This is a genomic window from Nocardioides sp. cx-173 (assembly GCF_021117365.1).
Lineage (GTDB): Bacteria > Actinomycetota > Actinomycetes > Propionibacteriales > Nocardioidaceae > Nocardioides.
Genome location: NZ_CP088262.1, coordinates 1,340,906 through 1,366,447, shown reverse-complemented (window position 1 = coordinate 1,366,447; position 25,542 = coordinate 1,340,906). Strand labels below are relative to the sequence as shown.

The following is a 25,542-nucleotide window of genomic DNA, read 5'->3' as shown; positions in this document are numbered from 1 at the left end:
GGGACGAATCAGCCGAGGTCGACGGCGCGCACGGAGGCGGCGTCGATGGCGCTCTCGATGTCGGCGAGGGCGTCGGCGGGGATGGCGCTGTCGACGGAGAGCGCGACGAGGGCGAGGCCGCCCTTGGCCGCGCGGGCGACCTGCATGCCGGCGATGTTGACCTGCGAGCTGCCCAGGATCTGCCCGACGGTGCCGACCATGCCCGGGCGGTCGTCGTAGGTGAAGAACGCCAGGTGGTTGGTCGGCTCGATGTCGATCTCGAAGCCGTTGACCTCGACCAGGCGCTCCTTCTGGTTGATGCCCACCAGCGTGCCGCTGACCGAGACCTGCGAGCCGTCGGCGAGGGTGCCGCGGATCGTGATCAGGTTGCGGTGGTCGGCGCTCTCGCCGTCGGTCACGAGGCGTACGGCGGTCCCGCGCTCGGCGGCCAGCAGCGGCGCGTTGACGTAGGAGACCTGGTCCTCGACGACGTCGCTGAAGACGCCCTTGAGGGCAGCCAGCTCGAGCACCTTCACGTCGAACTCGGTGATCTCACCGCGGACCTCGACGTCGATCTGCTGGGCGACCTCGCCGGCCAGCGCGGTGAACACGCGGCCGAGCTTCTCGGTGAGCGGGATGCCCGGGCGCACGTCCTCGGCGATCACGCCGCCCTGGACGTTGACCGCGTCCGGCACGAGCTCGCCGGACAGCGCGAGCCGCACCGACTTGGCGACCGCGATGCCGGCCTTCTCCTGCGCCTCGTCGGTGGACGCGCCGAGGTGGGGCGTGGCGACGACATTCTCGAGCTCGAAGAGCGGGCTGTCGGTGCACGGCTCCTTGGCGAACACGTCGAGGCCGGCGGCGGCGATGCTGCCGGTCTTCAGCGCGTCGTAGAGCGCCGCCTCGTCGACGATGCCGCCGCGGGCGGCGTTGACGAGCACCAGCGAGGTCTTGGCCTTGGCCAGCTGCTCGGCGCCGATCAGGCCCACCGTCTCGGGGGTCTTGGGCAGGTGGACCGACATGAAGTCGGCCTCGGCGAGCAGGGTGTCGAGGTCGACGAGGCGCACGCCCATCTGGGCGGCCCGGCCGGCCTGCACGTAGGGGTCGTAGGCGATGACGTTCATCCCGAACGCGCTCAGGCGCTGCGCGACCAGGACGCCGATGCGACCCAGGCCGACGATGCCGACGGTCTTCTCGTAGAGCTCGATGCCGGTGTACTTGGAGCGCTTCCACTCCCCGCCCCGCAGCGCGGCGTGCGCCGGCGAGACGTGGCGCGCGGCGGCGAGCATCAGCGCGACCGCGAGCTCGGCGGCCGAGACGATGTTGGAGGTCGGCGCGTTGACGACCATGACACCGGACTGGGTCGCGGCCTTCACGTCGACGTTGTCGAGACCCACGCCCGCGCGAGCCACGACCTTCAGCCGGGTGGCGGCGGCGAGCGCCTCGGCGTCGACCTTGGTCGCCGAGCGGACCAGGATCGCGTCGACGTCGGCGATCGCGGGCAGCAGCTCGGCGCGGTCGGCGCCGTTGCAGCTGCGGATCTCGAAGTCCGGGCCGAGCGCCTCGACGGTGGCGGGGCTCAGCTCTTCGGCGATGAGTACGACGGGCTTGCTCACAGCGATGTCCTCAAGGTTGTTCCAGAAGGGAGTCGCACGACGCTGTGCCGGGTCCACGTTACCTGACCGTCACACGGGTGAATGAATCGCGTGCACGTGGTGAGAGGGCCCCCTCAGGCCCGGTGCCCGAGGCGATGAGTTCCGGGTCCGGCGCCGGTCTGGGATGGCATGCGCAAGGTCGTGATGTACGAGCTGATGTCCCTCGACGGCGTCGCTGAGGAGCCGAGCGACTGGATGTTCGAGGTCGACGACGACGTGTTCGCCAACATGAGGCGCGTCATCGCCGCCCAGGACGACGTGCTGCTCGGCCGCGGCACCTACGACTACTGGTCCGGCTACTGGCCGACTTCCGACGTCCAGCCCTTCGCGGACTTCATCAACACCACCCCGAAGCACGTCGTCACCTCGACCGCCCCGGCCACCTCCTGGACCAACACCGTCCTGGTCCACGAGCCGGCCGCCGACTACGTGGCTCGACTGAAGGAGGGCGAGGGCGGCGACATCGGCATCCACGGCAGCCTCACCCTCGCGACCACCCTGCTGGACGCCGACCTCGTCGACGTCCTCGAGCTCGTCGTCGTCCCCACCCTCGCGGGCAGCGGGAGACGGCTGTTCGGCGACCGGGCGGAGCCGGGCCGGCTGAGGCTGGACACCGTCGCGGCCAGCGCCACCGGTGCCGTGTTCCTGCGCTATCTCCGGGGTTGAGGTGTCCCGTGCGGCTCAGGTCCGCTGCTGCAGGTAGGTGATCAGCGCGAAGATCGCCGCCACCACGGCGATCAGCGCGAGCACGGCCAGCGCCGCCGGAAACTTCTTGCGCGGCCCGGGAGCGTTCAGTGGCTGCTCGGCGGTGGGCTTGCGACGTTCGTCCATGCCCGCCGGTCCCCCGCCCGCCGGGAGACATGCCTGGCACCGAAACCCGTTGTCCTCGACCCCCCTCGACACGACACGATGGCTCCATGCCGTTGCCCACCCCGACACTGACCACCGCTCGCCTGCGGCTGCGCCCCTTCGCCGAGAGCGACTCCGACGACCTGTACGCGCTGCAGAGTGACGCCCACGTCCTGCGCTACTGGGACTCCCCGCCCTGGACCGATCGCGCCCAGGGCGAGCGCTTCCTCGCGACCTGCCGCCGGATGGAGGAGGAGGCCAGCGGCACGCGACTGGTCATCGAGCGCGCCACTGACTCCGCCTTCCTCGGCTGGTGCACCCTCGCCCGCTGGGAGCCTGCGCACCGGCGGGCGACCCTCGGCTACATCCTCGCCGAGGCCGCCTGGGGCCACGGCTACACCACCGAGGCGGCCCGCGCCCTGCTGCAGTGGGCCTTCGACACTCTCGACCTCCACCGCGTGCAGGCGGAGGTCGACACCCGCAACCCCGCCTCCGCTCGGGTCCTGGAGAAGCTCGGCTTCCGGCACGAGGGCACGCTGCGCGAGGACTGCGTCGTCGACGGCGTCGTCTCCGACTCCTGGATCTACGGCCTCCTCAGGCCCGACTGGGGGGCGGCCGCCGGCTGAGCCTCGAGGGCGAGCGCCTGCAACGAGCCGGCCTTGAAGCGGCGCACCTCCTGCGGCCAGCCGCAGCCCTCGGCCACCCTCCCCGCCCACACGCGAGCGGACTCGTCGTCGGGCACGTCCACGATGGTCAGCCCGCCGAGCCACTCCTTGGTCTCCGCGAAGGGCCCGTCGGTGATGACCAGCTCTCCGCCCGTGGCGTCCGCGCTGGCCGCCTGCTCCAGTTCCTCGACCAGCCCGCCGGCGTAGACCAGAACGCCTTGGTCCTGCATGTCCCGGACGACGGCCGTGGACGGCTCGACACGGCTCTCGAACCACGCCTCGTCGTGGTCACCGACCCACTGCTGGTTGAAGTAGATGAGGTAGTGCGGCATCCCTGCTCCTCTCGCCGGGCGGACCCTGATGTCCCCCACTACCCACGCTACGAACAGCAGCGGGTCGATACGACACTCACGCGCCTGTCAGCCAATGAGCTCATACTCGACCGGCTGGCGAGGAACGGGGCAGACCTCGCCGGGTGGGTCGGGTGCGCGGGAGCGATGTCGGTGGCCGGTGGGGGTGGTGATCTCGACGGTGTGGACACCGGAGGGGTCGGTGGAGGCGCGTGCCAACCAGCCGGGGGCCTGTTTGGCGTGGTTGCAGCGTTCGCAGAGTCCTTGGAGGTTGGTCGCGGTGGTGGGGCCGCCGTGCTCCCAGGACCGGATGTGGTCGGTGTGGCGGATCGGGGCTCCGCACCACGGGGTGCGGCACAGGTCCTGGTCGCGAGTGGCGACGAACTCGGCCAGGGCCTCGGGGGCCAGACGGGCGCGGGAGTCCATCGAGACAAGCTGCCCGGTCAGCGGTGAGGTGTAGAGGCGCCGGATCCAGAGCCGGGTGGCGCGCATCGCGTCGGTGACGAACGCCCGCGCCCAGGGAGCCGGCACCGGCCCGTAGCCCTCGAGGTGGGCGGCGTCGTCGGTGGCGGCGAAGAGGGCGCGGTCGGTCATGACGAGCTTGACCTCGACCCGGGCGGGCTCGTCGGCCGGGGCGCCGGTGACGCGCTCGACGAGGGTGTCGGCCATGACTTGGCCCTTCGACCGCTCATCGCCCTGGGCGCGGCCTGCGGCCGCGGCGGCGAGGAGGGTGGCGTAGATGCTCACGCCCTGTTTGACCGGGAGCAGGGCGCTGACCCAGCACATCGTGTCCGGGGCCGGGCGGATGGTGACGTGCCGCTCGGTCTCGGCGCGGCGGGCGCGCTCGGCGACGGAGGCGGGGTCGAGCTCGCAGGCGAGCTTCTTCGCGGCCCGGGTCAGGGCGAGGTCGCTCATGGTGGCCGCACGCCCGTCCGCGCACAGCCGCTCGTCGACGACCTGCCGGTCGGCCAGGGGCAGGCAGGCGGTCTCGCGGGCCAGGATCGTGGCGCGCCACTCGTTGAGCCGCCCGGCGCGCATGAGCGCCATGGTTTGGGGCATCTCGTGGTGCAGGACCTTCGCGAGGCCGAGGAGGCGGGCGGCTTTGGTGGGTGACTCGTGGCGGGCCAGGCCGACCTGCTCGGCGATGCCCTCACCCACCCGCTCGGCGCGCACACCGGCCGCGACCTGGGCCTGGCGCTGGGACTCGTCGAGCCGCACAGCCGCGACTGCCTGTGCCGCCGCCGCGGCGCACTTGAGCTCCTCCACCTCGCGGAGCAGGTCGACGAGCTCGGCGTCGGAGAGGTCGCTCGGGTCCTGCGCGAGGGCGGTCTTCGCCTCGCGGACCCGGGAGATGAGCAACTCGAACATGTCTTCGATAATAGGTCGCACCGCCGACATTGCCGCCGAGGCGATCTCAAAGGGCTGTTGCAATGAGTCCTCGATCGAGGGCTTGTCCGGGAGTCTGCCAGTCGAGGGTCTTGCGCGGGCGGGTGTTGAGTCGCAAGGCGACGTCGTCACACTCAGCCATCGTGAGGTGACTCAGGTCTGCTCCCTTGGGCCAGTACTGGCGGAGCAGGCCATTGGTGTTCTCGTTCGTACCGCGTTGCCACGGCGACTGGGGATCACAGAAGTAGATCGGCAAACCGGTCTCGACCTTGAACCTCGCATGCTGGGCCATCTCGCTACCCCGGTCCCAGGTGATCGAGCGGCGCAGGCTCAGGGGCAGGGTCGCGATCATCTCGGCCAGACTCATGCGCGCCAGATCCGCCGTGTGACGTCCCGGCATCGGTGCGAGGAGCACGAATCGACTCGAGCGCTCGACCAGGGTCATGACCGCCCCCTTGCCGGTGCCACCCAGCAGCAGGTCACCCTCCCAGTGACCGGGCACAGCCCGATCCTCTACCTCAGCGGGCCGGGCCCGAATCATGAGGTCGTCGGTGATGCCCAACGTGACGCGCTTGGCGCCGCCGGTCTGAGTCTTGCGCCGCGTGCGGCGACTGCGCAGGTGCGCGGTCAGCTCACGTTTCAGCTCGCCCTTGGTCTGGATGAACAAGGACTGGTAGATCGTCTCGTGACTCACACGCATGTCCTGGTCGTGGGGGAACAACACCGGCAGCATGGCTGCGATCTGCTCCGGCGACCAGTCAGCGCGTAGCAGCTCCCAGACCTTCTCCCGCAACGGCGGATGATCCAGCCGTCGCGCCTTGGGCCTACGAGCACGCAGGGCCGCAACGGCCTGAGCCCGCTCAGCGTTGTACGAGCGGAGGTAGCCACGACCCGCATCAGGAGCCGTGCGGGCCCTTGGTGAGCGAGAACCTGGCGAGGAGAAACTCCGCGCCAGCTCTCTGCTCACCGTCGAGGCCGACTTCCCGATGATCGACGCGATCTGACCCTGCGACAGCCCAATGCGATAACACCGCTCAATCGTCCGACGCTGCTCCACTGTCAACCGTGCTCCAGGCATGCGCTGCAACCTCCACTCACTCAGGCAGAAGTGCAACAACCGATTGAGATCGCCCGAGTCGGACTCGGCCTGGGGATGACTGTCGTCCGAGAGCCCCGCTGTGGAAGGCAACTGGCCCGCGGCGCCGAGCGTCGTGAGCTCAGCGCACCTCGGAGCGGATGATGGTCGGGGGCCGGGCACCGAGGAAGAAGATCCCGGGCAGGCCCGGGGTCTCGAAGCCCCGGCTGGGGTTGCGCACCAGGCGGGAGCGACGGATCAGCATCGTCCCGGTCCGGTCGTTGCTCACGAAGAAGACCGCGCCTCCCCCCTCGTTGGCCACGTTGCCGCGCACCGTCGTGCGGATGAGCGAGAGCGTGAACCGGTTGCCGTCCAGGTAGATCGCGCCACCGCTGCCGCCGCCCCGCGTGCCGGGACGGGCGGGGTTGGCGCCGCGGCCGACGGCGCGGTTGCCCACGAAGGTGCTGTCCTCGATGCGCCAGGAGACCCCGATGCTGCTGAGCGCGCCACCGTTGCTGCAGGTGCCGTTCTTGAAGGTGCTGTCGAGGACCTGCACCGCCCGGTCGCGGTGCTGGTCCAGCACCCGGACCGCGGCCCCACCCAGGTCGGGTCCGCGCCGGTCGCACCGGTTGGCGAGGAACGTCGAGCCGACGATCTTCAGCTGCCCGCCACGGACGAACACCGCGCCGCCACCGCCGCCGTCGTAGCGCTGGCCGGTGGCGTTGCCCCGAGCAAAGGTCAGGTCGCGCAGGACGAGTCGCGGGTAGGCCTGGTCGTCGCAGTGGGAGGTCGTCCAGGTCTGCTTCGGGTCGCAGGTGTTCTGGTAGAGGATCCGGCGCTTGCCCATCCCGCTCAGGGTCACCAGCCCGCCGCCGTCGATCACCACACGCCGTGAGGTGTTGCTGACCTTGGCGGTCCGCCGCATCGCGATGGTCACCGGCCGCGGGCCGCAGTCGAACCGGATCACCCCGCCGCGGCGCACCGCTCGCACCACCGCGGCGGAGGTGCAGCTGGCTCGCGACCCGTCTCCCACCGTCCGTACGTCGGTCTCCGCGACGCGGCTCTCGACCTCCCCCGGCGCCGCCATCGACCACGTCGGTATCGCGCCGACGGCCGCCAGCGCGGCGAGGACGGCAACCCAGGTCCGAAGCACCCGGTGATGGTAGGACTGCCGCGGCCCGAGCGATAGGTTCTCCGACGGCACCGGGATCCAGGTGCACCCGCACACACGATCCGCACCTCACCTCATGCCACCCGCCATCACCCTCCTCCGCGCGCTCGCCGCGCTGCTCGCGGCCGCACTGATGCTCACCGGCTGCAGCCCTCTCGAGGCGCCGACCGACGCCGCCCGCGAGCCGGCGACCTCGGTACAGACCCCGAGTCCCGCCCCTCGGCCGCAGGCCGGGACCGCCGTCGCCGTCCTGGCCACGTTGGCCGTCAAGGGCCGCGCCCCGATGACCGGCTACGACCGGGACTCCTTCGGGCCAGCGTGGGCCGACACGGACCGCAACGGATGCGACACCCGCAACGACATGCTCGCCCGCGACCTCACCCGGGTCGTCTACCAGCAGGGAACACGAGGCTGCGTCGTGGTCTCCGGCGTCCTCGCCGACCCCTACACCGCCGCCACCGTCGACTACGTCAAGGGCGACGGGTTCCTCGTCGACATCGACCACGTCGTGGCGCTCGGCAACGCCTGGGCCACCGGTGCGCTCCGGTGGTCGATCAGGAAGAGGGCCGCCCTGGCCAACGACCCGCTGAACCTGCTCCCGGTCGACGCCGGCGAGAACCGCGCCAAGTCCGACGCCGACGCCGCCACCTGGCTGCCGCCGAGCAAGGCATTCCGGTGCGACTACGTCGCGCGTCAGATCGCGGTCAAGGCGAAGTACGAGCTGTGGGTCACCGCCCCCGAGAAGGCCGCCATGGCTCGCGTGCTCACCGCGTGCGTCGACCACGACCTGCCGGCCGACTCCGGTGCGCCGACCGAGGCCCCGCTCAGCCTCACCGAGGATGTGCGCTACCCGAGCTGCGACGCCGTACGCGCGGCCGGCGCGGCACCGATCCGCCGCGGCGAGCCGGGCTACGGCAGCCACCTGGACCGAGACGGTGACGGGTCGGCCTGCGAGTAGCCACTCACTGGACCCTGGGCTGCGACGCTGCGTGACCTAGGTGGTGCACCGGTGGTGTCGAGACGCTCGCACCTCAACCAGCGAGGGCGGCCAGCTTGGCCGCAAGGACTGCGCGCTCGCGCTCGTTGCCGCACAGCCGCAGCGCGAGGTCGAGCTCGTGTCGGGCCTCGTCGAGGCGGCCGAGCCGGCGCAGCATCTCGCCGCGAACGCTGGGCAGCAGGTGGGAGCCGGAGAGGGCGCCCGAGGCGACCAGGGCGTCGACCGCCGGCAGCGCGGCCGCCGGCCCCGACGCCATGGACACCGCGACCGCACGGTTGAGCTCGACGACCGGCGAGGGGGCGAGCCGGCCGAGCGCCTCGTAGAGCAGGACGATCCGGTCCCAGTCGGTGTCGGCCACGCTCCGCGCGATGGCGTGACACTCGGCGATCGCGGCCTGGACGCCGTAGGCGCCGAGCCCTCGCCCGACCTGCCCGGCGCGGGCCAGGGACGCCCTGCCGCGCCCGATCGCCGACCGGTCCCACCGCTCGCGGTCCTGGTGCTCGAGGAGCACCGGCTCCCCGTCGGGGCCGACGCGTGCGGGGAAGCGCGCCGCGGTCAGCTCGACCAGGGCGAGCAGTCCGTGGGTCTCCGGCTCGTCGGGCAGCAGCCGCGCCAGGATCCGGGCCAACCGGACCGCCTCCCGGGCCACGTCCGGGCGGATCCAGTCGCCGCCGCCGCTCGCGCTGGATCCCTCGGTGAAGATCAGGTAGATGACGCTCAGCACCGGCCCCAGCCGCTCGCGGCACTCCTCGCGCGTCGGCACCTCGAAGCGCACCCGCGCCGCGGCCAGCGTCTTCTTCGCGCGCGTGATGCGCGCCTGCACCGTCGCTGTGGGCGCCAGGAAGGCGCGGGCGATCTCGTCGCTGGACAGACCGCCCAGCACCCGCAGCGTCAGCGCCACCTGCGCCTCGCGAGAGAGGACCGGGTGACAGGAGATGAACATCAGCGCCAGCTGGTCGTCGTCGACCCGGTCGGGGTCCCAGAGCAGGTCGACGTCCCCCGCCGCCCCCGCGTCGGGCCCGTCGTCGGCGTCGCGCGCCAGCACGGCGTACCTCTCGTCGAGGGCCGCCCGCCGACGGAACGCGTCGATGGCCCGGCGCCGTCCGACGGTGAGCAGCCACCCGGCCGGGTTGGCGGGTACGCCGTCGCGCGGCCAGCCGACGAGCGCCTCGGCCAGCGCCTCCTGCGCGAGGTCCTCGGCAAGGGCGAAGTCGCCGGTGTAGCGCGCCAGCGTGCCGACGATCCGGGCGGACTCGATGCGCCAGACGGCCTCGACCGCCCGGCGCACCTCCCGCCCCTGGCTCACAGCTGGCCGGTCGCCTCGCGCCAGGCGCGCTCCTTCTGGATCCAGGGGTTGTCCTGGGGGAACTCGTCGACGCTGGCCACCCGGCGGATCTCGGTCTTCATGCCGGGGCCGGCCATGGGCGCGCGCTTGGCCCACTCGACGGCCTCCTCGATGGAGGCCACGTCGAGGATCCAGAAGCCGCCGAACAGCTCCTTGGTCTCGCCGTAGGGACCGTCGGTGACGACCGGGGGCTGCGCCGAGTAGTCGACGACGACGCCCAGCGAGGCGTCGTCCAGCCCTTCGGCGGCGACGAGGACGCCGGCGGAGATCATCTCCTCGTTGAAGCGCCCCATCACCTCCATGATCTTCTCGAAATCGACGTCCTTGAACGACTCGTTGGCCTCGTCGTCGGCGCGCATGATCAGCATGTACTTCATGGGGTGCTCCTGCCGTGGGCGGGTCTCCGTCAGACCCTCTCACCCTGCAGTCGAACGGCGCCGCCCCCGATCGACACCGGCCCGCGACTCCGTCCCGGGGCAAGTGGGTACCGGGCCTAAGTCAGGGGCGCCAGGCCCGCCGCCGTCGGACGGAGAGCGTCAGTGCCCATCTGCAGGACGCGGCGCTCCCCGCGAGCCGGGCAGTCGTGACAGCGGCACCGAGCGACCTGCAGGGAGCCCTCGACGCCGCGGTGGGCCCCCTCCCACCGAACGCCGGGCCGGACCGCCGGGCCCTGGACGAGGCGCTGCGGGACGCGCTGAGCGGCGGCAAGCGGTTCCGCCCGCGGCTGGTCGCCGCGGTCCACGACGCCCTCGGCGGCACCGCCCGGACGGCCGTGGCCGAGGTCGGCGCCGCGGTGGAGCTGCTGCACACCGCCTTCCTGGTGCACGACGACGTGATCGACGGCGACGACCTGCGCCGCGGGCGTCCCAGCACCCCCGGCCGCTTCCGCGCGGAGGCGCTCGCCGACGGCGCGACGCCCCAGGGTGCCGAGAGCTACGCGCGCGCGGCCTCGGTGCTCGTCGGCGACCTGGCCCTGAGCCACGCGCTGCGCGCGGTCACCCTGTGCGACGTGGACGCCGGGACCCGGGCGAGCCTGCTCGACCTCTTCGACACCGCGCTGCGGGTCTCGGCCACCGGCGAGCTGGCCGACGTGCGGCTGAGCCTGGGGGTCGCGGAGCCCACGCTCGCCGAGGTGCTCGCGATGGAGGCGCAGAAGACGGCCGCCTACTCCTTCGAGCTGCCGATGCAGGCCGGCGCCGTGCTGGCGGGCGCCGAGTCGGCCGTGGTCGACGGGGTGGGCCGGGTCGGCCGGCTGCTGGGCGTCGCCTACCAGCTGCTCGACGACCTCGAGGGCGTGTTCGGCGACCCCGAGGGCACCGGCAAGGCCCCGTTGGGAGACCTTCGCGAGGGCAAGCGGACCCCGCTCATGGTGCACGCGCAGTCCAGCTCGACCTGGGGCCGCGTGTCGCCGTACCTGGGCCGCGCCGACCTGGACCCGGCCGACGCCGCCCGCGTACGCAACGCCCTGGAGGAGGGCGGGTCCCACGCGTTCGTCGAGGAGCTGGCGCGCAGGCACCTGCGCGAGGCGGCCGAGCAGTCCGAAGTCCTGGGGCTGCCGACGGACCTGGTCCACATCGTCGGCGCGGTCGCCTCCGACCGCGCGGCGGGAGCCGCGTGATGTTCCGGCTGCCGCCGGGGGCGAACGCCGGCCCCCTCAGCGCGCACCGGACCTACGACGAGGTGGCGGACGCCAGCGCGGCCCTGGTGATCAAGCGCTACTCGACGTCGTTCGGCCTGGCCAGCCGCCTGCTGGAGCCGCCGGTACGCCGCCACGTGCGCAACGTCTACGCGCTGGTCCGGGTCGCCGACGAGATCGTCGACGCCCCGCGTCCCGATGGCAGCACCGAGGCGCAGGAGGCGACGCTGACCGAGCTGGAGCGCGAGACCCGTCGCGCCCTGGGCACCGGCCACTCGGGCAACCTGGTCGTCCACGCGTTCGCCCGCACCGCACGAGAGACGGGGATCGAGCAGGGCCTGCTCGACCCGTTCTTCGCCTCCATGCGTGCCGACCTCACCCCGGTCGAGCACGACCGGGCCAGCTTCGAGCGCTACGTCCACGGCTCGGCCGAGGTCGTGGGGCTGATGTGCCTGCGCGCCTTCCTGGCCGCCGAGCCCGGCGCCGGCGCGTCGTACGACGACCTCGCGGCCGGGGCCCGCCGCCTGGGCGCGGCCTTCCAGAAGCTGAATTTCCTGCGGGACCTGGGCGCCGACTACGAGGCCCTGGGGCGCTCGTACTTCCCGGACGTGGACCCCACCCGGCTGGACGTCGCCACGCGGGACGCACTCCTCGACGACATCGACGCCGACCTCGCGTCGGGCGCGCGGTCCCTCGTGCTGCTCCCGCCCAGCAGCCGGCGCGCCGTGCGGGTCGCGCACGCGCTGTTCGGCGAGCTCTCCCGACGCGTGCGCGCGACCCCGCCGGAGCGGCTGGGGCGCATGCGGGTGCGGGTGCCCGACCCGGTGAAGGCCCGGCTCCTGGTGACCAGCCTGCTGAGGCCGGAGCGGTGAGCCGCGCAGTGGTGGTCGGCGGCGGGATCACCGGTCTGGCGACCGCGGCCCTGCTGGCCCGCGACGGCTGGAGCGTCGATGTCCTGGAGCGGCGCGACGAGCTGGGCGGACGCGCCGGGTCGCTGGAGGTGGACGGCTTCCGGTTCGACACCGGGCCGTCGTGGTGGCTGATGCCGGAGGTCTTCGACCACTTCTTCGCCATGCTCGGCACCACGACCGCCGAGCAGCTCGACCTGGAGCGGCTCGACCCGGGCTACCGGGTCTTCTACGAGGGGCTCGACGAGCCGGTCGACGTGCGGGCGGGCCGCGCGGCCAACGTCGCGCTGTTCGAGGAGCTCGAGCCGGGCGCCGGGCGCCGGCTGGAGGCCTACCTGGACTCGGCCCGGCGGGTCTACGAGCTCAGCGTGAGCCGCTTCCTCTACACCAGCTTCGAGTCGCCGCGATCGCTGCTCAAGGCCGACGTCCTGCGCCGTGGCGGCGAGCTCACCTCGCTGCTGACGCGGTCGCTGGAGTCCCGCGTCGCGCGCTCCTTCCGCGACCGGCGGCTGCGCCAGGTCCTGGGCTACCCCGCGGTGTTCCTCGGCACGTCGCCGGACCGGGCGCCGAGCATGTACCACCTGATGAGCTGGATGGACCTGGGCGACGACGGGGTGCTCTACCCCCGCGGCGGCTTCTCGCGGCTCATCGAGGCCGTCGCGGGGCTCGCTCGCGAGCACGGCGCCCGGCTGCACACGGGCTGCGAGGCGACCGCCGTACGCACGCGGCCCGGAGGGCGCCGCGCTCGCGTCACGGGCGTGGACTACGTCGACGCCGACGGCCGGCCCGCCGCCCTCGAGGCCGACGTGGTCGTCGGCGCGGCCGACCTGCACCACGTCGAGACCGCCCTGGTGGCACCCGAGCTCCAGACCTACCCGCAGTCGTGGTGGGACAAGCAGGTCTCGGGTCCGGGCGCGGTGCTGGCGTTCCTCGGCGTCGACGGCACCCTCCCGGAGCTGGCCCACCACTCGCTGTTCTTCACCGCGGACTGGAAGGACAACTTCGACGCGATCTTCGAGCGGCCCACCCGGGTCCCGGACCCCGCCTCGGTCTACGTGTGCCGCCCCTCGGCGACCGACCACACGGTCGCTCCCCCGGGCATGGAGAACCTCTTCCTCCTCGTGCCGGTGCCCGCCGACGTCGGGATCGGGCACGGGGGCCGCGACGGCGCCGGCGACCCCGCGGTGGAGAAGGCGACGGATGCCGCGATCGCCCAGGTGGCCGACTGGGCCGGCATCGCGGACCTTGCGGCTCGGGTGCGGGTCCGCCACACCGTCGGCCCCGCCGACTTCGCCGACGACCTGCACTCCTGGCGCGGCGGCGCGCTCGGGCCGGGGCACGTGCTGACCCAGAGCGCGTTCTTCCGCGCCCGCAACGCCTCCCGCAAGGTCGACGGCCTCCTGTACGCCGGCTACAGCACGATCCCCGGGATCGGCCTGCCCATGTGCCTGATCAGCGCCGAGCTGGTGCTCAAGCGCCTGCGCGGCGACCGCTCGACCGGCCCCTCGGCCCCCTCGGCGCAGCGATGAGGTTCGCCTACCTGGCCAGCATCCTGGTCTCGGCGCTCTGCCTCGGCCTGGTCGACCGGCGCTGGCGGCTGTTCCTGTTCGCCCGGCCGCTGCGGGCGCTCGCGGTGCTCGCGGTGGGCTTCGCCTTCTTCCTGGTCTGGGACCTCGCCGCGCTCGACCAGGCGATCTACCGCCGCGGCGACTCCCCCGCCATGACCGGCATCGAGGTGGCCGACGAGCTGCCCGTGGAGGAGCTCTTCTTCATCGGCTTCCTCTGCTACACCACGATGGTCCTGCACGGCCTGGCCGCGCGCCTGCTCTCCCGTCGGCGGGAGGGGTCGGTCTCGTGACGTATCTCGACGTCGCCGTGTGGTTCCTGGCGCTGGCCGCCGCGGTGCTGGCCACGGCGGTGGTCCTGCGCCGTCCCTCGCGCCGGTGGTGGGCGACCACCGGCCTGACCGTGCTCGCCATGGGCGTGCTCACGGTGGTGTTCGACAGCCTGATGATCGCCGCGGACCTGTTCCGCTACGGCGACGGCGCGCTCGTCGGCGTGCGGCTGATCCTGGCGCCCGTCGAGGACCTCGCGTGGCCGCTCGCCGCGGTCGCTCTGCTGCCCTCGGTGTGGCTCCTGCTCGGCGGGCGGGACCGATGACCGCCGCCACCGGGCCGACCACGGGGCCGACCACGGCGCCGTCGCGGCTGGCGCAGCTCGTGGGCACGTCGCGACCCCTGAGCTGGGTCAACACCGCCTACCCGTTCGGCGCCGCCTACCTGCTCGCCGGCGGCGGCGTCGACCTCCGGCTGGTGCTCGGCGTGCTGTGGTTCCTGGTGCCCTACAACCTGCTGATGTACGGCGTGAACGACGTCTTCGACTACGAGTCCGACGTGCGCAACCCGCGCAAGGGCGGGGTCGAGGGCATCGTCCTCGACCGGCGGGTGCACCGGCTGACGCTCTGGGCCGCGGGGATCCTCAACCTGCCGTTCGTCGTGGCGCTCGTCGTGCTCGGCGACACCGCCTCGACGGCGGTGCTCGCGGTGTCGGTGTTCGCCGTCGTGGCCTACTCCGCCCCGTGGCTGCGCTTCAAGGAGCGCCCCTTCCTCGACTCGCTGACCTCCAGCACCCACTTCGTCAGTCCGGCCTGCTTCGGCCTCGCGCTCGCGGGCGGGTCCCTGACCCGCGAGGCCCTCGCGGCGCTCGCCGGCTTCTTCCTGTGGGGCGTCGCCTCGCACGCGTTCGGGGCGGTGCAGGACATCCGGGCCGACCGCGAGGCCGGCATCGCCTCGGTCGGCACCTGGCTGGGCGCTGCGGGCACCGTGCGGCTGGCCCTGGCGTCGTACGTCGCGGCCGGGCTGCTGCTGGCGACCACCGGCTGGCCGGCGGCGCTGAGCGCGCTGCTGGTGTTGCCCTACGCCGCCAACGTCGCGGCCTACCTGTCGGTGCGCGACGACGACTGCGAGCGCGCCCACGGCGGCTGGCGGCGCTTCCTGTGGCTCAACTACGTGACCGGGTTCCTCCTCACCCAGCTGCTCATCTGGCTCACCTGGTGACTCGGCGCCACCGCTCCTGCCAGCGCAGCCAGGGCGGCTGCACGGCCCAGTTGACGCGCAGGGTGCGCCACGCGCGGTCCAGGCGCCGGCGGCGCTGCTCGGCTCCGCGCAGCGACCGCGCCGACACGCCGACCAGCAGCCGCGGGTCGAGTCGCACCACCCGCGAGGGGCCGAGGACGAAGGCGAGATCCAGGTCGTCGTGAAGCTCGGGGTCGTCGCGATGGACCTCCCCGCGCACCGCCTGCCAGGCCGAGCGGCGCAGCGCCATGCTGGAGCCCCACAGCGAGGTGTGACCCAGGGCCAGGTGCGTGGTGGCGTAGTAGGTGCCGAGGTACGCCGCCGCGGCCGGCCACCGCAGCCCGCGCGGCAGGTCGTGGAACCACCCCCAGCCCGTCACCGCGTCGAGGTCCGGGCGAGAGGCGAAGGCGTCGGCGATCCTGGCGACCCACTCGGGGCCCGGCCGGCTGTCGGCGTCGCAGCGGGCGATGACCTCGCCGCGCGCCGCGTCGTACCCGGTGGCGGCCGCGCTCGGGATGCCCACCGCCGGCTCCGCGACCACGCGAGCCCCGCCGGCGCGGGCGACCGCGGCCGACTCGTCGCTCGATCCGTTGTCCACGACGACCACCTCGAGCGGGGGCGTGGTCTGGACCGCGAGGAGCCGCAGGCACGCGCGCAGCGCCTCGGCGTCGTCGCGCACCGGGATGACGACCGAGACGGTCGGCGTGCTCATCGGCGCGCACCCGCGAGCAGCAGCCCGCGGGCCAGGAGGACCGCGGCCACCGCGGAGCCGACCCCGCCGGCGACCAGGTCGCCCATGGTGTCGGTGTAGCCGACCTGGATCCGGTCGTCGATCTGCGTGTGCCCGAACCACTCGCACATCTCCCAGACCACGGCCAGCGACGTGCCGAGGGCCAGTGTGACGACGGCCCGGCCGAGCCGCCAGCGCGGGGTGGCCGGGTCGCGCGCCAGGCTCAGGGCGCCGAGCCGCACGAGGGCGAGGTAGGCCATGGCGGCGATGAGGCCGGTCGCGGCGGCGTGGACGACCACGTCGAGCCACCCGACGCGCAGGTAGAGGTCGAGCTGGGCGGCCCAGGCGCCGAAGAGCAGCAGCGCGCAGTAGGACAGGTCCAGCGCCGCCGGCGCCTCCAGCGCGCGGGGGATGACGCAGCCGCCCAGCACCAGGAAGAAGAGCGCGCCGCCCACCCACCCCCACGGCGGCAGCGCCACCACGACGCTGACAAGGGCCGCCCACCGCAGGACGTCGCCCAGGACGAAGCGCGGCACCGGCACGCGGCGATGCTATCCGCCGGTCAGCCGGTACCCGGCAGCGTAGTGAGGTCGGTGGTGCCCTGGGGGGTGGTGAGGAGTCTCTGGCCGTGGGGGTCGTGCCAGAGGTAGGTGCCGGGGGCGAGTGGTCGGTAGGTCCAGCCGGCGTGGGTCTTGAGGCGGTGGTGATGTCGGCACAGGGCGGCGAGGTTACTTCGCGCATCGCTGACGTGACCTCCCAACTCACCCACTCGCGTGGCGCTCTACGCCCGGATCTCGAACGACGCCGAAGGTGCAGGCGCAGGTGTGGCGCGCCAAGTCGAGGACTGCCGCAAGCTCGCCGCCCAGCTCGGTTGGCAGATCGGTGGGGAGTAACTCGACAACGACCTGTCGGCCTACTCCGGCAAGCGGCGACCCGAGCCCCGCGCGCTTCCTACCGGGGGATCAGGTTGTATTGCTGCGCGTAGACCTTGAGCTTGTCCATGATGTAGGAGGCCATTGACGAGGCCTTGCAATGGGCAGCGCTCAGATGATGGAACTCAAGGTGAAGGTCCTCAACGCCGAGCGGGATGACTGCGTCAGCGAACGCGCGCGCCTCCCCAAGATCTACTTCGAACTTGCCCGCCCCTGCCGCGAACTCGGGGACCACCGACTCAGCCAGGGCGCAGATCGACTGGTTGATCGCCTTGTGTCGTTTGGACGATGCTCCCTGCACGGCTGCATAGGCGGCTTGTGTCGTATCGGCCGTCTTGCCCTTTGTCGTTGACGTGAGTTCGTAGCTGGTCGTGCCCGTGAGCAACTTGTAGAAGTCCGTGTTCATGAACGTCGTCCGCGCGTTCGCGGGGCTCCGCCCCAGCCCTGCATCCCTCACCAGTTGCTGCAGACCCTCGTCACCGTAGTGAAGCGCCGCGTAACTCACGGAGCTGGGTGTCATGGTCGCGACCCGCGCTTCGAAGAGAGAGATGATGTACGCCAGGTGGTGCTGGGGATTGTCCAGACGCGCTTGCCAGTACAGCCCAGAGCCAGAACGTCTGGAGTAGGAGAGCAGCTCCTCGCCTCGAACCCTGAGTGTGCCTGCTCGCCGTAACCGGTTTGCCTCGCCGACAACTGCGCTGTCTGACGACACTACGAAGAGGACCTTCGGCAACGACTTGTTGAGCTGGACATCGTCCACACGCTCCGCAACAACGTCGCGGATCTTCTCAAGGAATGCGCCAACGTGGTCAGCGTCGGCGACGGCGACACCGATGGCGGCATCGTCGATTGCAAGATCTTCGCGGGCTTGATCGAGCTGAATCAATAGTCGCTCAAGGACTGTCGACCAGTCATCCTTGCTTGGTCCCGCGATTTCGAGATCGCCTGCACGCGGCACGATGGAATCGCCTCCAACTTGCCGGGCCGCATTAGTAAGGCTCGCACGCCAGTCATCATCGGTTGTCGGCCACAGCGCCATCAGGTCTGCGCGCCGCCGCAGAAGCCCGTTCAAGCTAGACATGAGCTGTTTGAGGCCGACGTCATCGTCCGAAGCCTCGCGATTGTCGATCAGGACGGGGATTGTCCGCCCATCTGGCTCCGGGAGATTGTCTTCGAGCCAGTTAGGTAGCTCTCGAATGGGCACGGTTGACGGAACGACGAACACACCGGTGTAGCGATCCGACAGGATCGACGCCAGCGAGTACACCGCCGTGGTCTTGCCGGTACCCGATGGAGCCGACATGAGCCCGAGGACACCGCCTTGCTGTGTCTCTGCCGCCCGGCGGAGCCGTTCGAACGCGGCGAGATCCTGCTCGACTCCGACGATCAGCGGCGTGGGGTCACCCCGCAGATGCTCGAAGCGGGTCGGAATCCGCACGGCCACGTTGCCCTCCCTTGTAGGTGCGAGAGACACCCTCTCAAGCTCGGCCCGAGACGGCGAGCACCGACACCCCGCAGTGGTGTGTCTAAGAACTTGTCAGGTTGCATTCGCACGCCGCCCGCCACGGTCGTAAGGCGTGATGTGGTCGAGGTCGCAGGACCGGGCCGGGCGGGTGAACCTCGGGAAGACGCAGGGTCCGGTCGCGCAGGCGGACCTTCTCCGCGATCAGTGGTGGCGGCGCGTAGGAGGCGGGGCCGGTGGACTTTCCCGAGTGGCGGGTGCCGTCGCAGTGGTCGTCAGAGGTCGATGACGGGGCGGACGGTGACGAAGCGGTCGTCGCGGGCGAGCCACTCGCGCACGGTGTCGACCAGCCAGGTGCGCCCGGTCTCGTCGGTGGCGACGGGGTCGCGGCCCAGGGGCGCGTCGCCGGCACGGGCGACCGCGGCCGACTCGTCGCTCGATCCGTTGTCCACGACGACCACCTCGAGCGGGGGCGTGGTCTGGAGGGCGAGGAGCCCGTAGGCACGCGCGCAGCGCCTCGGCGTCGTCGCGCACCGGGATGACGACCGAGACGGTCGGGGTGCTCATCGGCGCGCATCCGCGAGCAGCAGCCCGCGGGCCAGGAGGACCGCGGCCACTGCAGAGCCGACCCCGCCGGCGACCAGGTCGCCCATGGTGTCGGTGTAGCCGACCTGGATCCGGTCGTCGATCTGGGTGTGCCCGAACCACTCGCACATCTCCCAGACCACGGCCAGCGACGTGCCGAGGGCCAGTGTGACGACGGCCCGGCCGAGCCGCCAGCGCGGGGTGGCCGGGTCGCGCGCCAGGCTCAGGGCGCCGAGCCGCACGAGGGCGAGGTAGGCCATGGCGGCGATGAGGCCGGTCGCGGCGGCGTGGACGACCACGTCGAGCCACCCGACGCGCAGGTAGAGGTCGAGCTGGGCGGCCCAGGCGCCGAAGAGCAGCAGCGCGCAATAGGACAGGTCCAGCGCGGCACTGGCACGCGGCGATGCTATCCGCCGGTCAGCCGGTATCGGCAGCGTAGGTGAGGTCGGTGGTGCCCTGGGGTGTGGTGAGGAAGCTCTGGCCGTGGGGGTCGTGCCAGAGGTAGGTGCCGGGGGCGAGTGGTCGGTAGGTCCAGCCGGCGTGGGTCTTGAGGCGGTGGTGATGTCGGCACAGGGCGGCGAGGTTGCACTCGCAGGTCGGCCCGCCGTGGTCGTAGGGGGTGATGTGGTCGAGGTCGCAGGAGCGGGCAGGTCGGGTGCACCAGGGGAAGACGCAGGTCGGATCGCGCAGGCGGACCTTCTCGGCGATCAGCGGGGAGGGGACGTACGGGTCGGTCTCGCCGGGGCGGTGGCGGGTGCCGTCGCAGTGGTCGTTGAGGTCGATGACGGGGCGGACGGTGACGAAGCGGTCGTTGCGGGCGAGCCACTCGCGCACGGTGTCGACCAGCCAGGTCCGCCCGGTCTCGTCGGTGGCGACGGGGTCGCAGCCCAGGGGCGCGTCGCCGCTCAGGTGGAGGTAGGCCACGATGCCCTTGGTCGGCACGGGGGCCTGGTCGCCGTTGATGAGCGCGAGGGCTCGGGCGGGGTCGGCGAGGATGCCGATCGCCATCGCGCGGCGTACGTCGAAGGACTCGGTGCAGCCGTCACGCAGCAGCGCGGCCGCGACCAGGGACAGGGCGCGGTCGAAGTCGGTGAGGTCGGACCAGTCGGCGCGCAGGGTCATCTCGGCGACGCCGGTGTGGTTGAGCGAGCCCTCGTGCACGGTGGCGTGGCGGTGGTCGAGGGCCTCGAGCTGCTCGGCCTCGCGCTGCTCGGGGTAGAGCCGCAGCATCGCCTCGTCCAGGACCTGGTCCAGGGTGGTGGCGCCGACCTGGTGGGCGCGCTCGGCGACCTCGAGGTCGACGTAGGCGGCCACGTCGGCGGGCTTGCCGAGCACGGCCTGCGCGATCCGGCGCGCCCGCCAGACCGGGACCTGGCCGGCCAGCACGCGGGCGTGGACGCGGGGCAGGCGGTGGGCCAGGGTCAGGGCGTCGCGCAGGTAGGCCTTGCCGGCGGTGGTGGTCATCTGGTTGGCCACCGCGAACGCGGCCGGCGCGTCCCAGGCCAGGCGCGGGAGCCCGAACCACTCCAGCACCCCGGGGTCGGTCAGGTCCTCGACGTGCGGCGCGCCGTCGTGGTAGGCGCCGCGGCTGCGGGCGGCGTGCCAGGTGTCGTCGGCGGGGTCCTCGAGGTGGGTGTGGGCCCAGGCCAGGCCGAGTCGCAGCAGGTCGGCCTCGGCGGCGTCGGCGCGGGTCCGCGCCTGGCGGACTGCGGCGATCAGGTCCTCGGGCGCGCCTGGCCCATCGGCGCTGGGCCGGTGGTCGTCGAGGTGCGCGATGGACATGGTCTATACTAACCGAACAGACGTTCGAGGCGCAAGGCTTTGTGTGGGGTTCCTGGTCGGGTCACCGGATCTCGACGGGCGCTCCTCGCTGGCGCTCGTCGCTGCTCGGTCAACGGGGGGTGACGGTGTCGGGGGGCGGGTCTAGCGTCGGGCCATGGCTGACTTCACCGACGAGGACCTGAGCGGCTCGCGCCTCACCCGGGTCGACCTGAGCAACACGCGCTTCGAGCGCGTCCACCTCGAGCACGTCGAGCTCATCGACTCCGAGATGTACGACATGACCATCCGCGGCACCGACCTGGTCGGCGTGCGCATGCACGGCGTCGAGATCGTCGACCTCGACATCGTCGGGGAGGTGGTGAAGCTGACCGTCAACGGCATCGACGTCGCCTCCTTCGTGCAGGAGGAGCTCGACCGGCGCCATCCCGGCCGGGCGGCGATGCGGCCGACGGACCCCGACGGCTTCCGGGCTGCCTGGGACCTGCTCGAGGAGCTCTGGGCCGGCACCGTCGAGCGGGCCCGGCGCCTCGACCCGGCCGTGCTGCACGAGTCCGTCGACGGCGAGTGGTCGTTCATCGAGACCCTGCGCCACCTCGCCTTCGCCACGGACGCGTGGCTGAGCCGCGCCATCCTGGGCGACCCCTCCCCGTGGCACCCGCTCGAGCTGCCATGGGACCAGATGCCCGACACCCCGGGCATCCCCCGCGACCGCGCCGCTCGACCCTCCCTCGAGGAGGTGCTCGAGCTGCGCGAGAGCCGCCGCGACGCCGTACGCCGCTACCTCGACGAGCTGACTCAGGAGACGCTCGACGGCGACACCGAGCCGATCGACGGCCCGGGCTGGCCGCCGCCGGAGAGCTTCCCGGTCGCGCAGTGCCTGCGCACCATCCTCAACGAGGAGTGGGAGCACCGGCTCTACGCCGAGCGCGACCTCGCGATCCTCGAGACCCGGACGTAGGCGACAGGCGCCTGTCCGAGGTACTCCTCAGCGCGGGGATCGCGCACCAGGACGATGAATCCCGGGACGGTCCTGAGTCTGACTCGACAGCGGCCTCGCCCGGAGGCTCGCCCCGAGGAGGTCGTCATGGTCACCGCACGAGCCCACCTGTGGTTCAGCAACGGCAAGGCGGGCGACGCCGCCCGCTTCTACGAGCAGCACATCCCCGACTCCAAGGTCACCAACGTCGTCGTCGCACCCGAAGGACTGCCGCAGACGACGCCGGGCGAGTTCATCGTCGACTTCACCGTGGCCGGGATGCCGGTCACCGCGATCAACGCCGGAGCCGAGTTCACCCTGGACGAGGCCTTCTCCATCTACCTCAACGTCGACACCCAGGCGGAAGTCGACCATTTCTGGGACCTGCTCACCGCCGACGGCGGCCAGGAGCAGGCGTGCGGCTGGTGCAAGGACAAGTTCGGGGTGTCGTGGCAGATCGTGCCCACACAACTTGAGGAGCTCTGCGGCGACCTGACCACCGAGGCCAACATCCGCGCCACCCAGGCGATGCTCCAGATGGTCAAGATCGACATCGCCTCCATGCAGAAGGCCTACGACGGAGACTGACCGCCGAGGCACCGGTCTGTCCCCGAGTCTCGAGTCAGGCGAACAGCGACTGACCGACCCACTCCCCCGGCTGCACACCGGGCGGCACGGCGAACAGTGCGGAGCCGGTGGTCTTGAGGTACTCCATGAGCGCGTCGCTCTTGGCCATGGCGTTCTGGACGGGGATGAAGCCGGTGCGCGGGTCGCGCACGTAGGCGATGAAGAACAGCCCGGCGTTCAGGCCGCCGAGGGCGTCGCTGCCGTCGACGAAGTTGTAGCCGCGGCGCAGCATCCGGGCGCCGCCGTGCCGGTCGGGGTGGACCAGGCGCACGTGCGCGTCGGCGGGGATGATCGGACCGCCCCGGCCGGGCATCTCGAAGTCGGGCTCGCTGAACTCCTCGCCTCCCGACAGCGGCGCGCCGGTGCCCTTGGTGCGGCCGACGAAGCGCTCCTGCTCGCCGAGCGGCTGGCGGTCCCAGACCTCGATGGTCATGTTGATCCGGCGGGCGACCAGGTAGGAGCCGCCGGCCAGCCAGCCGCCGCGCGGGTCGTCGTCCGCGCCGACCCAGACGTGCTCGCCGAGGGCGGCCTCCTCCTCGGCCTTCACGTTGGCGGTGCCGTCCTTGAAGCCGAACAGGTTGCGGGGGGTCTCCTGGGTCGTCGACGTCGACGACGTGCGGCCGAAGCCGAGCTGCGACCAGCGCACCGAGACGGTCCCGAAGCCGAGCCGCACCAGGTTGCGCACCGCGTGGACGGCGACCTGCGGGTCGTCGGCGCAGGCCTGGATGCACAGGTCGCCGTAGGAGCGGGCGGGGTCGAGGTTGTCGGCCGGGAAGTGCGGCAGCGTCCGCAGCGCCTCGGGCTGCCGGTCCGCCAGGCCGAAGCGGTCGCGGCCCTCGGCGTCGCGGAACAGCCCGGGGCCGAAGCCGAAGGTGATGGTCAGCCCGCTGGCCGGCAGCCCGATGGCCTCGCCGGTGTCGTCGGGCGGCAGGTCGAGGGACCCCTCGACGGGCCCGATCTCCCCGGCGGCCTCGCCCTTCGTCATCCGCTCCGCCGCGGCGGTCCACCGCTGGAGCAGGTCGATCAGGTCCTCGCGCGAGTCGCTGGTGACGTCGAGGGCCGCGAAGTGCAGCCGGTCCTGGGCCGGCGTGACGATGCCGGCCTGGTGCGCGCCGCGGAAGTCGTACGACGCGGAGCGGGCCGAGGCGTGCTGCAGCACCGCCTCCGGGTCGGCCGTCGCCCGACCGGTCGCGAAGGCGCCGGCGACCCCGGCGGCGGCCACGCCGCCACCGAGGAGCCCGCGTCGGGAGACCTGGGGCGCCATGGTCAGCCCAGGACCGCGGCCGTCAGGCGCGAGAGCGGCTCGGACAGGGCGTTGACCGCGTCCGAGAACGCCTTGATCTCCTCGGCCGACAGCTCGTCGTAGTAGCGGAAGCCGTCCTCGGTCCGCTGCGCGTCGAGCAGGGTCTGCAGCTCGGCGAAGCGGCTCTCGAGCTGGGTCGCGAGCTCGGGGTCCTTCTGCTCCAGCAGCGGCTTGACCCCGTCGAAGCCGACCTTGGCGCCGTCGACGTTGGCCTGGAAGTCCCACAGGTCGGTCCGCGACCAGTACTCCTCCTCGCCGGTGACCTTGCCGGTCGCGACCTCCTCGAGCAGGCCGCGCGAGCCGTTGGCGATCTGGTCGACCGTGAAGGTGAGCTCCTGGATGCGCCCGTCGAGCGTCTCGGTGTTGGCGAGCAGGTCGTCGGCGTAGAAGGCGCGCTCCTTGGCGGTCAGTGCCTGGTACTTGCCCGCACGCGCCGGCCACAGGTCCTTCTCGATGAGGTGCCAGCCGGTCCACTTCTGGCCGGGCTCGAGGTCGGCCTCGCGGGCGTCCATCTTCGGGTCGAGGTCGCCGAACGACTCGGCCACGGTCTCGATGCGCTCCCAGTGGGTGCGGGCGTCGGCGTACAGGGCGCGGGCCTCGTCGTCCTTGTCGCCGGCCTGGTAGAGCGCGACGAACTCGCGGGTCTTCACGAGCAGCTGGTCGGACTGGTCCTGCACGTAGGCGGCGTAGTTGTCCTGGGCGGCCGTGACCAGGGCCTCCTCGTCCTCGCTCACCTCGACGTCCTCGTCGGACTCCGTGACGGTGAAGTCGGCGCGGATCCCGTCGCCGGCCATCCCGGGCTTGCACGCGGTGACGTAGGAGCCGGCCGGGACCTTGGCGGTCAGCGGCCGGGTGATGCTGGGCCCGATGTTCTCGACCTCGGCGACGATCCGCAGACCGTCCTCTGCGAGCAGGTAGAACTCGGTGACCTGCGAGCCGTTGTTGGTCACGTCGAAGGTGAGCGTGCCGGCAGGCGCCTCGGTGGCGGAGACCGTGCACTCCTCGTCGGTGGAGTCGACCGCCAGCGCGCGGGCGTCACCGCCGGCGCCGCCCCCGCCGCCCGACGGCTCGGTGCTCTCGGTGCCACAGGCGGCGAGGACGGGCGCGGCGACGAGCAGGCCGGCGGCCAGCCAGGTCAGAGACTTCACAGGTTGCTTCCTTCGGGGACGGAGGTGGGCCGGGACGAGGCGGCCGTACGGCGCCGCGTCATGCGGAAGAACAGGTAGGAGACGGGCACGACGTAGGCCACCCAGGCGATCGCCTCGAGCACCGTCGTGGCGGGCGAGAAGTTGAAGACGCCCTTGAGCAGGGTGCCGTACCAGGAGCCGGGCGCGATGATGTGGCTGACGTCGAAGGCGAGGGTGTGCAGGCCCGGCAGGAAGCCCGCCTCCTGCAGGTCGTGCACGCCGTAGGCCAGGACGCCGGCCGCGACGACGATCAGGAACGCGCCGGTCCAGGTGAAGAAGCGGGTGAGGTTGATCGAGATGGCGCCGCGGTAGATGAGGTAGCCGAGGACGACGGCGGTGAGGATGCCGGCCAGCGCCGCGATGAGCGGCTCGGCGGTCTGCTGGGCGGTGGGCGCCAGGTCCCGGCCGATGGCGGCCTGGGTGTTGGTCCACAGGATCAGCGCGGTCTCGAGCCCCTCGCGGCCGACGGCGAGGAACGCCACGACGACCAGCGACCACGCGCGACCGTCGGCCGCGACGTCGATGCGCCCGCGCAGCTCGCTGCCGATGGTGCGCGCCGCGCCGGCCATCCAGAAGATCATCCAGGTCACGAACGCGACCGCGACCAGGGACAGGGTGCCGCCGATGAGCTCCTGGGTCTCGAAGGTGAACTTGCGCGACTGCAGGCCCAGCCCGAGGGTCACGGCGACGCTGAGCGCGATCGCGACCGCGACGCCGAGCCAGATCCGCGGCAGCAGGTGCCGGCGCTCGGTCTTGACCAGATAGGCCACGAGGATCGAGACCACGAGCGCGGCCTCCAGCCCCTCGCGGAGGCCGATCAGGTAGTTGGCAAGCACAAGATTGCAGCCTACGCCGCATCCTTAGGCCT

At 72.0% G+C, this 25,542-nt stretch carries 28 protein-coding genes and 1 pseudogene; 12 read left to right on the top strand and 17 right to left on the bottom strand.

Features of this window, described 5'->3' with window-relative positions; all coding sequences use genetic code 11:
- Positions 1-8 precede the first annotated feature (8 nt).
- Positions 9-1,595, bottom strand: a complete 1,587-nt coding sequence (gene serA / locus LQ940_RS06575) for a phosphoglycerate dehydrogenase (RefSeq protein WP_231242197.1) — start codon at positions 1,593-1,595, stop codon at positions 9-11.
- Positions 1,596-1,763: 168 nt separating this feature from the next.
- Here serA and LQ940_RS06570 point away from each other — a divergent pair, with 168 nt between their 5' ends.
- On the top strand, positions 1,764-2,300 hold the full coding sequence (locus tag LQ940_RS06570; RefSeq protein ID WP_231242196.1) for a dihydrofolate reductase family protein: 537 nt from the start codon (positions 1,764-1,766) through the stop codon (positions 2,298-2,300).
- Positions 2,301-2,315: 15 nt separating this feature from the next.
- On the opposite strand, the gene LQ940_RS06565 is transcribed toward LQ940_RS06570, so the two are convergent.
- Positions 2,316-2,465, bottom strand: coding sequence for a hypothetical protein (locus LQ940_RS06565; RefSeq protein ID WP_231242195.1), 150 nt, complete (start codon positions 2,463-2,465; stop codon positions 2,316-2,318).
- A gap of 86 nt (positions 2,466-2,551) precedes the next feature.
- On the opposite strand from LQ940_RS06565, the gene LQ940_RS06560 reads away from it, so the two are divergent.
- Positions 2,552-3,109: a GNAT family N-acetyltransferase gene (locus LQ940_RS06560; protein WP_231242194.1), complete on the top strand. Its 558-nt coding sequence runs from the start codon at positions 2,552-2,554 to the stop codon at positions 3,107-3,109.
- Here the strand turns inward: LQ940_RS06560 and LQ940_RS06555 are convergent.
- From LQ940_RS06555 to LQ940_RS06540, 4 genes are all read right to left on the bottom strand, one after another.
- Positions 3,067-3,480, bottom strand: coding sequence for a YciI family protein (locus LQ940_RS06555; protein ID WP_231242193.1), 414 nt, complete (start codon positions 3,478-3,480; stop codon positions 3,067-3,069). The genes LQ940_RS06560 and LQ940_RS06555 overlap by 43 nt on opposite strands.
- 87 nt (positions 3,481-3,567) lie before the next feature.
- Entirely contained in the window at positions 3,568-4,866 is a 1,299-nt protein-coding gene (locus tag LQ940_RS06550; RefSeq protein WP_231242192.1) for an HNH endonuclease, read from the bottom strand.
- A 46-nt stretch (positions 4,867-4,912) separates the two neighbouring features.
- The gene (locus LQ940_RS06545) at positions 4,913-5,962 is read right to left on the bottom strand and encodes an IS30 family transposase (protein WP_231365080.1); all 1,050 of its coding nucleotides are present in this window, start codon (positions 5,960-5,962) and stop codon (positions 4,913-4,915) included.
- Positions 5,963-6,101: 139 nt separating this feature from the next.
- The gene (locus LQ940_RS06540) at positions 6,102-7,112 is read right to left on the bottom strand and encodes a hypothetical protein (RefSeq protein ID WP_231245211.1); all 1,011 of its coding nucleotides are present in this window, start codon (positions 7,110-7,112) and stop codon (positions 6,102-6,104) included.
- A 151-nt stretch (positions 7,113-7,263) separates the two neighbouring features.
- Between LQ940_RS06540 and LQ940_RS06535 the strand changes: the two are divergent.
- Together LQ940_RS06535 and LQ940_RS21820 are read left to right on the top strand one after the other, a co-directional pair.
- A pseudogene (locus LQ940_RS06535) lies at positions 7,264-7,926 on the top strand (HNH endonuclease family protein); the annotation flags it as partial.
- A 45-nt stretch (positions 7,927-7,971) separates the two neighbouring features.
- Entirely contained in the window at positions 7,972-8,088 is a 117-nt protein-coding gene (locus LQ940_RS21820; protein WP_231272071.1) for an excalibur calcium-binding domain-containing protein, read from the top strand.
- 73 nt (positions 8,089-8,161) lie between these two features.
- Here LQ940_RS21820 and LQ940_RS06530 read toward each other — a convergent pair whose 3' ends face one another.
- Positions 8,162-9,433, bottom strand: coding sequence for an RNA polymerase sigma factor (locus LQ940_RS06530; RefSeq protein ID WP_231245213.1), 1,272 nt, complete (start codon positions 9,431-9,433; stop codon positions 8,162-8,164).
- Positions 9,430-9,849 carry a YciI family protein gene (locus LQ940_RS06525; protein WP_231245214.1) on the bottom strand — a complete coding sequence of 140 codons (420 nt, stop codon included), beginning with the start codon at positions 9,847-9,849 and terminating at the stop codon, positions 9,430-9,432. The genes LQ940_RS06530 and LQ940_RS06525 overlap by 4 nt, the downstream gene beginning before the upstream one ends.
- A 206-nt stretch (positions 9,850-10,055) precedes the next feature.
- Between LQ940_RS06525 and LQ940_RS06520 the strand changes: the two genes are divergently transcribed.
- From LQ940_RS06520 to LQ940_RS06495, 6 genes are read left to right on the top strand one after another with little or no spacing between them, the layout of a single operon-like run.
- Positions 10,056-11,090, top strand: a complete 1,035-nt coding sequence (locus tag LQ940_RS06520; protein WP_231245215.1) for a polyprenyl synthetase family protein — start codon at positions 10,056-10,058, stop codon at positions 11,088-11,090.
- Positions 11,090-11,980 carry a phytoene/squalene synthase family protein gene (locus LQ940_RS06515; protein WP_231245216.1) on the top strand — a complete coding sequence of 297 codons (891 nt, stop codon included), beginning with the start codon at positions 11,090-11,092 and terminating at the stop codon, positions 11,978-11,980. The genes LQ940_RS06520 and LQ940_RS06515 overlap by 1 nt, the downstream gene beginning before the upstream one ends.
- The gene (gene crtI, locus LQ940_RS06510) at positions 11,977-13,545 is read left to right on the top strand and encodes a phytoene desaturase family protein (RefSeq protein WP_231245217.1); all 1,569 of its coding nucleotides are present in this window, start codon (positions 11,977-11,979) and stop codon (positions 13,543-13,545) included. The genes LQ940_RS06515 and crtI overlap by 4 nt, the downstream gene beginning before the upstream one ends.
- Entirely contained in the window at positions 13,542-13,874 is a 333-nt protein-coding gene (locus LQ940_RS06505; RefSeq protein WP_231245218.1) for a lycopene cyclase domain-containing protein, read from the top strand. Before crtI ends, LQ940_RS06505 begins: the two co-directional genes overlap by 4 nt.
- On the top strand, positions 13,871-14,176 hold the full coding sequence (locus LQ940_RS06500) for a lycopene cyclase domain-containing protein (RefSeq protein WP_231245219.1): 306 nt from the start codon (positions 13,871-13,873) through the stop codon (positions 14,174-14,176). Before LQ940_RS06505 ends, LQ940_RS06500 begins: the two co-directional genes overlap by 4 nt.
- Positions 14,173-15,072: a prenyltransferase gene (locus LQ940_RS06495; protein WP_231245220.1), complete on the top strand. Its 900-nt coding sequence runs from the start codon at positions 14,173-14,175 to the stop codon at positions 15,070-15,072. The genes LQ940_RS06500 and LQ940_RS06495 overlap by 4 nt, the downstream gene beginning before the upstream one ends.
- Here the strand turns inward: LQ940_RS06495 and LQ940_RS06490 are convergent.
- From LQ940_RS06490 to LQ940_RS06465, 6 genes are all read right to left on the bottom strand, one after another.
- Positions 15,062-15,802 (bottom strand): glycosyltransferase family 2 protein, encoded by a 741-nt coding sequence (locus tag LQ940_RS06490; protein WP_231245221.1) that lies wholly within the window; start codon positions 15,800-15,802, stop codon positions 15,062-15,064. The genes LQ940_RS06495 and LQ940_RS06490 overlap by 11 nt on opposite strands.
- Positions 15,799-16,362 (bottom strand): hypothetical protein, encoded by a 564-nt coding sequence (locus LQ940_RS06485; protein ID WP_231245222.1) that lies wholly within the window; start codon positions 16,360-16,362, stop codon positions 15,799-15,801. Before LQ940_RS06485 ends, LQ940_RS06490 begins: the two co-directional genes overlap by 4 nt.
- Positions 16,363-16,771: 409 nt before the next feature.
- Entirely contained in the window at positions 16,772-18,196 is a 1,425-nt protein-coding gene (locus LQ940_RS06480; protein WP_231245223.1) for a hypothetical protein, read from the bottom strand.
- 293 nt (positions 18,197-18,489) lie between these two features.
- On the bottom strand, positions 18,490-18,666 hold the full coding sequence (locus LQ940_RS21735) for a hypothetical protein (RefSeq protein ID WP_269215184.1): 177 nt from the start codon (positions 18,664-18,666) through the stop codon (positions 18,490-18,492).
- Positions 18,667-18,777: 111 nt separating this feature from the next.
- Positions 18,778-19,098: a hypothetical protein gene (locus tag LQ940_RS06470; protein ID WP_231365079.1), complete on the bottom strand. Its 321-nt coding sequence runs from the start codon at positions 19,096-19,098 to the stop codon at positions 18,778-18,780.
- Positions 19,099-19,216: 118 nt separating this feature from the next.
- A complete protein-coding gene (locus tag LQ940_RS06465; protein WP_231365078.1) occupies positions 19,217-20,581 on the bottom strand; it encodes an HNH endonuclease signature motif containing protein in 1,365 nt (454 codons plus the stop codon).
- Between the two features lie 154 nt (positions 20,582-20,735).
- Here LQ940_RS06465 and LQ940_RS06460 point away from each other — a divergent pair, with 154 nt between their 5' ends.
- Positions 20,736-21,539: a DinB family protein gene (locus tag LQ940_RS06460; protein ID WP_231241869.1), complete on the top strand. Its 804-nt coding sequence runs from the start codon at positions 20,736-20,738 to the stop codon at positions 21,537-21,539.
- A 126-nt stretch (positions 21,540-21,665) separates the two neighbouring features.
- Positions 21,666-22,145, top strand: coding sequence for a VOC family protein (locus LQ940_RS06455; RefSeq protein WP_231241870.1), 480 nt, complete (start codon positions 21,666-21,668; stop codon positions 22,143-22,145).
- A 34-nt stretch (positions 22,146-22,179) separates the two neighbouring features.
- Here the strand turns inward: LQ940_RS06455 and efeB are convergent, their stop codons facing one another.
- From efeB to efeU, 3 genes are read right to left on the bottom strand one after another with little or no spacing between them, the layout of a single operon-like run.
- Positions 22,180-23,448: an iron uptake transporter deferrochelatase/peroxidase subunit gene (gene efeB / locus LQ940_RS06450; protein ID WP_231241871.1), complete on the bottom strand. Its 1,269-nt coding sequence runs from the start codon at positions 23,446-23,448 to the stop codon at positions 22,180-22,182.
- A gap of 2 nt (positions 23,449-23,450) precedes the next feature.
- On the bottom strand, positions 23,451-24,635 hold the full coding sequence (gene efeO / locus LQ940_RS06445; protein ID WP_231241872.1) for an iron uptake system protein EfeO: 1,185 nt from the start codon (positions 24,633-24,635) through the stop codon (positions 23,451-23,453).
- Positions 24,632-25,510 (bottom strand): iron uptake transporter permease EfeU, encoded by an 879-nt coding sequence (efeU, locus tag LQ940_RS06440; protein ID WP_231241873.1) that lies wholly within the window; start codon positions 25,508-25,510, stop codon positions 24,632-24,634. Before efeU ends, efeO begins: the two co-directional genes overlap by 4 nt.
- Between the last annotated feature and the right edge of the window lie 32 nt (positions 25,511-25,542).

Bases quoted from the DNA above. Each gene is read 5' to 3' on its own strand.
- LQ940_RS06570 (WP_231242196.1), top strand. From the start codon at position 1,764: ATGCGCAAGGTCGTGATGTACGAGCTGATGTCCCTCGACGGCGTCGCT.
- LQ940_RS06565 (WP_231242195.1), bottom strand. From the start codon at position 2,465: ATGGACGAACGTCGCAAGCCCACCGCCGAGCAGCCACTGAACGCTCCC.
- LQ940_RS06560 (WP_231242194.1), top strand. From the start codon at position 2,552: ATGCCGTTGCCCACCCCGACACTGACCACCGCTCGCCTGCGGCTGCGC.
- LQ940_RS06555 (WP_231242193.1), bottom strand. From the start codon at position 3,480: ATGCCGCACTACCTCATCTACTTCAACCAGCAGTGGGTCGGTGACCAC.
- LQ940_RS06550 (WP_231242192.1), bottom strand. From the start codon at position 4,866: ATGTTCGAGTTGCTCATCTCCCGGGTCCGCGAGGCGAAGACCGCCCTC.
- LQ940_RS06545 (WP_231365080.1), bottom strand. From the start codon at position 5,962: ATGCCTGGAGCACGGTTGACAGTGGAGCAGCGTCGGACGATTGAGCGG.
- LQ940_RS06525 (WP_231245214.1), bottom strand. From the start codon at position 9,849: ATGAAGTACATGCTGATCATGCGCGCCGACGACGAGGCCAACGAGTCG.
- LQ940_RS06515 (WP_231245216.1), top strand. From the start codon at position 11,090: ATGTTCCGGCTGCCGCCGGGGGCGAACGCCGGCCCCCTCAGCGCGCAC.
- LQ940_RS06505 (WP_231245218.1), top strand. From the start codon at position 13,542: ATGAGGTTCGCCTACCTGGCCAGCATCCTGGTCTCGGCGCTCTGCCTC.
- LQ940_RS06495 (WP_231245220.1), top strand. From the start codon at position 14,173: ATGACCGCCGCCACCGGGCCGACCACGGGGCCGACCACGGCGCCGTCG.
- LQ940_RS06490 (WP_231245221.1), bottom strand. From the start codon at position 15,802: ATGAGCACGCCGACCGTCTCGGTCGTCATCCCGGTGCGCGACGACGCC.
- LQ940_RS06465 (WP_231365078.1), bottom strand. From the start codon at position 20,581: ATGTCCATCGCGCACCTCGACGACCACCGGCCCAGCGCCGATGGGCCA.
- LQ940_RS06460 (WP_231241869.1), top strand. From the start codon at position 20,736: ATGGCTGACTTCACCGACGAGGACCTGAGCGGCTCGCGCCTCACCCGG.
- LQ940_RS06455 (WP_231241870.1), top strand. From the start codon at position 21,666: ATGGTCACCGCACGAGCCCACCTGTGGTTCAGCAACGGCAAGGCGGGC.
- efeB (WP_231241871.1), bottom strand. From the start codon at position 23,448: ATGGCGCCCCAGGTCTCCCGACGCGGGCTCCTCGGTGGCGGCGTGGCC.